Origin of the sequence: Pseudomonas onubensis (assembly GCF_965653655.1) — a bacterium.
GTDB lineage: Bacteria > Pseudomonadota > Gammaproteobacteria > Pseudomonadales > Pseudomonadaceae > Aquipseudomonas.
In genome coordinates, this window is the sequence record NZ_CBFHAZ010000171.1 from 1 (window position 1) to 7,631 (window position 7,631).

The following is a 7,631-nucleotide window of genomic DNA, read 5'->3' on the forward strand; positions in this document are numbered from 1 at the left end:
CGCGAATGCGGTGGGTCAGTCAATTCATCTGTCACTGACCCACCGCATTCGCGAGCAAGCCCACCCCCACAGTTGACCGCATGCAGTTTTGAATATGATGTCGACTGCGGATTTGCATGCACTGAAGAGCTTCCACAGGGGATCATCAGTGTTTTGACGATTGCATTCTCGAGACAGCAAAAAGGCGCCTTTCGGCGCCTTTTTGCTGTGTTGCGAACAGCTATCAGGCCATTTCGGCCGTGGTTTCGAACTCGAAGGTCAGCTCGCCATCCTTCAGGTCGATATGCACCACACCACCATGGTCGGAAAGCTCGCCAAACAGGATCTCTTCGGCCAACGGCCGCTTGATCTTGTCCTGGATCAGACGCGCCATTGGGCGAGCGCCCATTGCCGAGTCATAGCCGCCTTCAGCCAGCCAGTTGCGCGCCGCATCCGTCACTTCCAGCTGCACGCGCTTGTCTTCCAACTGCGCCTGAAGCTCGGTAAGGAACTTGTCCACCACGCTTTTGATGACCTCATGGCTGAGGCGACCAAACTGGATAATGGTGTCCAGACGGTTGCGGAACTCCGGCGTGAAGCTCTTCTTGATCACTTCCATCGCATCAGACGAGTGGTCCTGATGGGTAAAGCCGATGGAGGCCCGCGCGGCGGTTTCAGCACCGGCGTTGGTGGTCATGATCACGATGACGTTGCGGAAGTCCGCCTTGCGCCCGTTGTTATCGGTCAGGGTGCCGTGGTCCATGACCTGCAGCAGCAGGTTAAAGACTTCCGGGTGAGCCTTTTCGATTTCATCGAGCAACAACACGCAGTGCGGCTGCTTGGTAATGGCTTCGGTCAACAGGCCGCCCTGGTCGAACCCGACATAGCCCGGAGGCGCACCGATCAGGCGTGACACGGTGTGGCGCTCCATGTATTCGGACATGTCGAAACGCACCAGCTCAATGCCCATGGCCTTGGCCAATTGCCGCGCCGCTTCAGTCTTGCCGACGCCGGTGGGGCCTGCGAACAGGAACGAACCGACCGGTTTGTCCGGCGACTTGAGGCCCGCACGCGAGAGTTTGATTGCGGTGGACAGCGCGTCGATGGCTGCATCCTGACCGAACACCGTGAGCTTGAGGTCGCGCTCCAGGTTACGCAGCAGCTCCTTGTCGGAACTGTTGACGTGCTTGGGCGGAATACGCGCGATCTTGGCCACGATGTCCTCGACTTGCGGCACGTCGATGCGCTTCACACGCTTCTCGACCGGTTGCAGGCGCTGGTAGGCGCCCGCCTCGTCGATCACGTCGATGGCCTTGTCCGGCATATGCCGGTCATTGATGTAGCGCGATGCCAGCTCAGCAGCGGCGCGCAGGGCTTCATCGGTGTACTCAATGCCGTGGTGCGCCTCGAAGCGCCCCTTGAGGCCGCGCAGGATGCCGATGGTGTCTTCAACCGAAGGCTCGGACACGTCGACTTTCTGGAAGCGACGCGCCAGGGCACGGTCTTTTTCGAAGATGCCGCGAAATTCCTGGAACGTGGTCGAACCGATGCAGCGGATATCACCCGACGACAGCAACGGCTTGAGCAGGTTGGAGGCGTCCATCACCCCACCGGACGCCGCACCGGCACCAATGATGGTGTGGATTTCATCAATAAACAGGATGGCCTGCGGGCGTTTTTTCAGCTCGCCGAGCAGCGCCTTGAAGCGCTTCTCGAAATCGCCACGGTACTTGGTCCCGGCGAGCAACGCGCCCAGGTCAAGGGAGTAGACGACGCTGTTGGCCAACAGATCAGGCACCTGGTTATCCACGATGCGCTTGGCCAGGCCTTCGGCAATCGCGGTTTTACCCACGCCCGCCTCGCCCACCAGCAACGGATTGTTCTTGCGACGACGCGCGAGGATCTGCGCTACACGCTCAACCTCAAGCTCACGCCCCACCAGCGGGTCAATCCGCCCTTGGCGCGCCAGTTCGTTGAGGTTGCTGGCATAGGCATCCAGTGGATTGCCCGAAGAAGAAGACTCACCGCCCTCGTCGTCCTGCATATCCTGCTCACCCTCGGAATGATCGCCGTGCCCTGGCACCTTGGAGATACCGTGGGCGATGTAGTTGACGACATCAATACGGGCAACGCTCTGCTGCTTGAGCAGGAACACTGCCTGGCTTTCCTGCTCGCTGAAAATCGCCACGAGCACATTGGCGCCCGTGACCTCACGCTTACCGGAGCTCTGTACGTGGAAGACAGCACGCTGCAATACCCGCTGAAAGCCCAGGGTTGGCTGGGTCTCACGGTCCTCGTCATGCACGGGGATCAGTGGCGTGGTGGAGTCGATAAACTCCTGCAGGTCATGCTTGAGTTTGTCGAGGTTGGCGCCGCACGCACGTAGCACGGTGGCGGCAGCTTCGTTATCCAAAAGTGCCAGCAGCAGGTGCTCGACGGTCATGAATTCATGACGCTTCGAACGGGCCTCCTTGAAGGCAAGATTGAGGGTGACTTCGAGCTCGCGGTTTAACATAGCTTCACCTCATACCCAAGTGGTCGGCGTTAACCGTCCTTCTCGATTTCACAGAGTAGCGGATGCTGGCTTTCCCTGGCGTACTGGTTGACCTGCATGGCCTTTGTCTCGGCGATGTCACGGGTAAACACTCCACATACTGCCCGTCCTTCTGTGTGAACGGCCAGCATTACCTTGGTCGCCAGCTCGCGGTTCAGGTTAAAAAACACCTCGAGCACTTCGACGACGAAATCCATCGGTGTGTAGTCATCATTAAACAAAACCACCTTGTACATCGGCGGCGCCTGTAAAGCAGGCTTCGCCTCCTGGACAGCAATGCCTGCAGAACCGTCGTCATCGTGTTCCTGATCCGGGCGATCCTGATTGAATGTTAGTCGAATCTGGCTGTTTGCATGCATGGAAAGAAAGGTTCGTCAGTGGTTCAAATACAGTGGTGGGGGCGACCTGTCAGATTTTCAACTACTGACCGGTTGGTCGCCTTGACTATCGGCGAAACGGTGTTACAACCAATAGAACCCACAGTGGGTAAAAAAGGTCCGCGCAGTCAACCTTATTTATTCGGGTTAGGACGGATAAACTGGATGATACTCCAGTGATGGAGTCTGGTGCAGAGGGATATGGTTATGTCTGGCGTCAAGATCAGTGGCAAGGTCAAGTGGTTCAACAATGCCAAGGGGTTCGGGTTCATTATTGCGGATAGCAACCCTGACGAAGACCTCTTCGCGCATTATTCAGCGATTACCATGGAGGGTTACAAGACGCTGAAGGCGGGCCAAGAAGTAGTGTTTGAAATTCTTCAGGGCCCCAAAGGCATGCATGCTGTCGCAATCTGCGCCGCATGCGCAGCCGCACCCGGAACAGCCCACGATGAATCTCACGAAACGAAGGCCAAGGCAGATCAGCCCTCTCAATCAAAAAAGAAGCAACCGGCCTGATCAGCTTTTAAGCAAGTCACCTGAATAAAAAACCGGCCCTCCTGACCCAGTCAGGAGGGCCGGTTTTTTATAGGCTTCTTTTACATATGCGAAATCAACGCATCACCAAAGCCTGACGACGAGACCAATTTCGCCCCCTCCATCAGACGCTCGAAGTCATAGGTCACGGTCCTGGCCGAAATCGCGCCATTGGTACCTTTGATAATCAAGTCCGCCGCCTCCGTCCAACCCATGTGCCGCAGCATCATTTCCGCCGACAAAATCAACGAACCCGGGTTGACCTGATCCTTGCCTGCATATTTAGGCGCAGTACCGTGGGTGGCCTCGAACATCGCTACGGTGTCGGAGAGGTTGGCCCCCGGCGCAATGCCGATACCGCCTACTTCCGCTGCCAACGCGTCAGACAGGTAGTCGCCGTTAAGGTTAAGCGTTGCAATCACATCATATTCCGCCGGGCGCAGCAGGATTTGCTGGAGCATGGCGTCGGCAATCGCGTCCTTGACCACCACATTTTTGCCGGTTTTCGGGTTTTTGAACTGCATCCACGGGCCGCCGTCGAGCAGGGTCGCGCCAAATTCCTTTTCGGCAATACCGTAGGCCCACTCTTTGAAGGCACCCTCGGTGAACTTCATGATGTTGCCTTTGTGTACGATGGTCAGCGAATCACGGTCATTATCCACTACATATTGCAGGGCTTTGCGCGCCAGGCGCTCGGTGCCTTCTTTGGAGACCGGCTTGACGCCAATCCCGCAGTCCTGGTCGAAACGGATCTTGGTAACGCCCATTTCTTCCTTGAGGAACTTGATCACCTTGATCGCTTCCGGCGAACCGGCTTTCCACTCGATCCCGGCGTAAATATCTTCGGAGTTTTCACGGAAGATGGTCATGTCCACGTCGCCCGGCTTCTTGACCGGGCTGGGCACGCCTTCAAACCAGCGCACCGGGCGCAGGCAGACATATAAATCGAGTTGCTGGCGCAGGGCCACGTTCAGCGAACGGATGCCGCCGCCCACCGGCGTGGTCAGCGGGCCTTTGATGGAAACCACGTAATCCTTGACCGCATCCAGGGTTTCCTGGGGCAGCCAGGTGTCCTGGTCGTAGATTTGAGTCGCCTTTTCGCCGGCATACACCTCCATCCAGGAGATTTTGCGCTTGCCGCCGTAGGCCTTTTCAACAGCTGCGTCGACCACCTTGATCATCACCGGGCTGATGTCGACGCCAATACCGTCGCCTTCTATATAAGGGATGATCGGTTGGTCAGGAACATTGAGAGAATGGTCTGCATTGACGGTGATTTTGTCGCCGACTGCCGGAACCTGAATCTTCTTGTATCCCATGCTGAACTCCATCTATGGATTGAACATCTGGCTGCGTTCGAGCCTACTCCAGATAAATGGCGACTGAAACCTCACGCCATGCTCATTTGCATCGAAAACAGCATAATTTGTCGCCTACAAGCCTGAAAGCAAAGGCAAAATCGCCAATCTTGAGCACATCGTGCGGCGCTCGCCGCGCTTTGCGCCCTGCGACCTTTAGACCAATGGACGACACACCTTTTGTATGAAGGCTCGGCGTAAGCATAGCGACCTATGTATAATGCCGCCGCTGACCAAAGAGTCACGACGGCGGACCGCTCTAGAACAAAGCCTTCCGCTACAAAGCAGGACTAATACAATAGTCCACCCGCTTGACGCTCGACTGATGCAAACCAACATCACCGCGAAGAAACCTCGACATTTCGCTCATGGATGACTTTGAACGAACGCGCTCCACCCGGCGCATCTCGAGTTTCTGCGCACGCTTTCAGCAAAGAAGAGAGTTAATCCGAATATGCCCACCCGCTCGAAGATCATCTACACCTTCACCGACGAAGCCCCAGCCCTCGCCACCTATTCACTGCTGCCTATCGTAGAGGCCTTCACCGCTTCCGCTGATATTGCTGTGGAAACCCGCGACATTTCCCTGGCCGCGCGCATCCTCGCAAGCTTCCCCGAGCAACTGGGCACCAAGGCAATCGCGGACCACCTCGCCGAACTGGGCGACCTGGCCGTTACGCCGGAAGCCAACATCATCAAGCTGCCTAACATCAGCGCCTCGACCCCGCAGCTGCAAGCGGCGATCAAGGAACTGCAGGCCCAGGGCTACGCCCTGCCGGACTACCCGGAAACCGTAACCACCGACGCGGAAAAAGAAACCCGTGCACGTTACGACAAGGTCAAGGGCAGCGCCGTGAACCCGGTACTGCGCGAAGGCAACTCCGACCGCCGCGCACCGCTGTCGGTCAAGAACTACGCGCGCAAGCACCCGCACAAAATGGGCGCCTGGGCTGCTGATTCCAAGTCGCACATCGCACACATGAGCAACGGCGACTTCTACGGCAGCGAAAAAGCCGTGCAGATCGAAGCCGCTGACGCCGTGAAGATCGAACTGATCGCCAAAGACGGCACCGCGACCGTCTTGAAAGAAAAGACCTCGGTACAAGCCGGCGAAATCATCGACACCGCCGTGCTGAGCAAAAAAGCCCTGCGCGCGTTCATTGCCGCTGAAATCGAAGACGCCAAGCAGCAAGGCGTGCTGCTCTCGGTTCACTTGAAAGCCACCATGATGAAGGTCTCCGACCCGATCATGTTCGGCCAGATCGTTGCCGAGTTCTATAAAGACGCCCTGGCCAAGCACGCCACCGTGCTGGAACAGATCGGCTTCAACCTGAACAACGGTATCGGCGACCTGTACGCTCGCATCAAGGCTTTGCCGGCCGAGCAGCAAGCGCAGATCGAAGCTGACATTCAGGCGGTCTACGCCGCTCGCCCTTCCCTGGCGATGGTCAACTCCGATAAAGGCATCACCAACCTGCACGTGCCGAGCGACGTCATCGTCGACGCCTCGATGCCAGCCATGATCCGTGACTCCGGCAAAATGTGGGGCACCGACGGCCAGCTGCACGACACCAAGGCGGTGATCCCGGATCGCTGCTACGCCACCATCTACCAAGCCGTCATCGAAGACTGCAAGGCTAATGGCGCTTTCGACCCAACCACCATGGGCAGCGTGCCAAACGTTGGCTTGATGGCCAAGAAAGCCGAAGAGTACGGTTCCCACGACAAGACCTTCCAGATCAAGGCTGACGGCGTAGTCCGCGTCACCGATAGCAAGGGCACCTTGCTGATGGAACAGGTTGTCGAAGCCGGCGACATCTTCCGCATGTGCCAGACCAAAGACGCGCCGATCCAGGACTGGGTCAAGCTCGCCGTCAACCGTGCTCGCGCCAGCAACACCCCGGCCATCTTCTGGCTGGACCCACAGCGTGCGCACGATGGCGTAGTGGTCGAGAAAGTTCAGGCCTACCTGAAAGACCACAACACCGAAGGCCTGGACATCCGCATCATGTCGCCGGTCGACGCGATGAAGTTCACCCTGGAGCGCACCCGCAAGGGCCTGGACACCATCTCGGTAACCGGTAACGTACTGCGCGACTACCTGACCGACCTGTTCCCGATCATGGAACTGGGCACCAGCGCCAAGATGCTGTCGATCGTGCCGCTGATGAACGGTGGCGGCCTGTTCGAAACCGGCGCCGGCGGTTCGGCTCCAAAACACGTGCAGCAACTGGTTGAAGAAAACTTCCTGCGTTGGGATTCCCTGGGCGAGTTCCTGGCCCTGGCCGCGTCCCTTGAGCATTTGGGTGTCACCTACAACAACCCAAAAGCCCTGGTACTGTCCAAGACCCTGGACCAGGCCACTGGCCAGTTCCTCGACAACAACAAGTCGCCATCGCGCAAAGTCGGCAACATCGACAACCGCGGCAGCCACTTCTACCTGGCGCTGTACTGGGCACAAGCCCTGGCCGCCCAGACTGAAGACGCTGCACTGCAAGCGCAGTTCGGCGAACTGGCCAAGACCCTGACCGACAACGAGGCAACCATCGTTGCCGAGCTGAACGCGGTACAGGGCAAGCCAGTCGACATCGGCGGCTACTACGCGCCGAACCCGGAGCTGACCAGCAAAGCCATGCGCCCAAGCAACACCCTCAACGCGGCCATTGCCAAGTTGAAGTAAGGTTGTAAGGATGCAAAGAAGCCCCGGCCATGTGCCGGGGTTTCTGTTTCAGAACACTGCGGTTTTGCTGAACAAACCGGATCAAAATGTGGGAGCGGGCTTGCTCGCGAATGCGGTGTGCCAGTCACCCGATGCATATCTGACCC

5 protein-coding genes are annotated in these 7,631 nt (G+C 57.8%); 2 read left to right on the forward strand and 3 right to left on the reverse strand.

Annotation, left to right across the window (positions count from 1 at the left end; genetic code table 11):
* Nucleotides 1-223: 223 nt before the first annotated feature.
* Entirely contained in the window at nucleotides 224-2,494 is a 2,271-nt protein-coding gene (clpA, locus tag ACTD9P_RS28975; RefSeq protein WP_056861703.1) for an ATP-dependent Clp protease ATP-binding subunit ClpA, read from the reverse strand.
* A gap of 29 nt (nucleotides 2,495-2,523) precedes the next feature.
* Nucleotides 2,524-2,892, reverse strand: a complete 369-nt coding sequence (gene clpS, locus ACTD9P_RS28980) for an ATP-dependent Clp protease adapter ClpS (RefSeq protein WP_005789091.1) — start codon at nucleotides 2,890-2,892, stop codon at nucleotides 2,524-2,526.
* 225 nt (nucleotides 2,893-3,117) lie between these two features.
* Here clpS and ACTD9P_RS28985 point away from each other — a divergent pair, with 225 nt between their 5' ends.
* Nucleotides 3,118-3,429 carry a cold shock domain-containing protein gene (locus tag ACTD9P_RS28985; RefSeq protein ID WP_438870334.1) on the forward strand — a complete coding sequence of 104 codons (312 nt, stop codon included), beginning with the start codon at nucleotides 3,118-3,120 and terminating at the stop codon, nucleotides 3,427-3,429.
* A gap of 80 nt (nucleotides 3,430-3,509) precedes the next feature.
* Here the strand turns inward: ACTD9P_RS28985 and icd are convergent, their stop codons facing one another.
* Nucleotides 3,510-4,766, reverse strand: coding sequence for an NADP-dependent isocitrate dehydrogenase (gene icd / locus ACTD9P_RS28990; protein WP_438870335.1), 1,257 nt, complete (start codon nucleotides 4,764-4,766; stop codon nucleotides 3,510-3,512).
* A gap of 493 nt (nucleotides 4,767-5,259) precedes the next feature.
* Here icd and ACTD9P_RS28995 point away from each other — a divergent pair, with 493 nt between their 5' ends.
* The gene (locus tag ACTD9P_RS28995; RefSeq protein ID WP_438870336.1) at nucleotides 5,260-7,485 is read left to right on the forward strand and encodes an NADP-dependent isocitrate dehydrogenase; all 2,226 of its coding nucleotides are present in this window, start codon (nucleotides 5,260-5,262) and stop codon (nucleotides 7,483-7,485) included.
* Nucleotides 7,486-7,631: the final 146 nt, after the last annotated feature.

Coding starts and splice junctions, on each gene's coding strand:
- ACTD9P_RS28995 (WP_438870336.1), top strand. CDS start 5,260: ATGCCCACCCGCTCGAAGATCATCTACACCTTCACCGACGAAGCCCCA.
- icd (WP_438870335.1), bottom strand. CDS start 4,766: ATGGGATACAAGAAGATTCAGGTTCCGGCAGTCGGCGACAAAATCACC.
- clpA (WP_056861703.1), bottom strand. CDS start 2,494: ATGTTAAACCGCGAGCTCGAAGTCACCCTCAATCTTGCCTTCAAGGAG.
- clpS (WP_005789091.1), bottom strand. CDS start 2,892: ATGCATGCAAACAGCCAGATTCGACTAACATTCAATCAGGATCGCCCG.
- ACTD9P_RS28985 (WP_438870334.1), top strand. CDS start 3,118: ATGTCTGGCGTCAAGATCAGTGGCAAGGTCAAGTGGTTCAACAATGCC.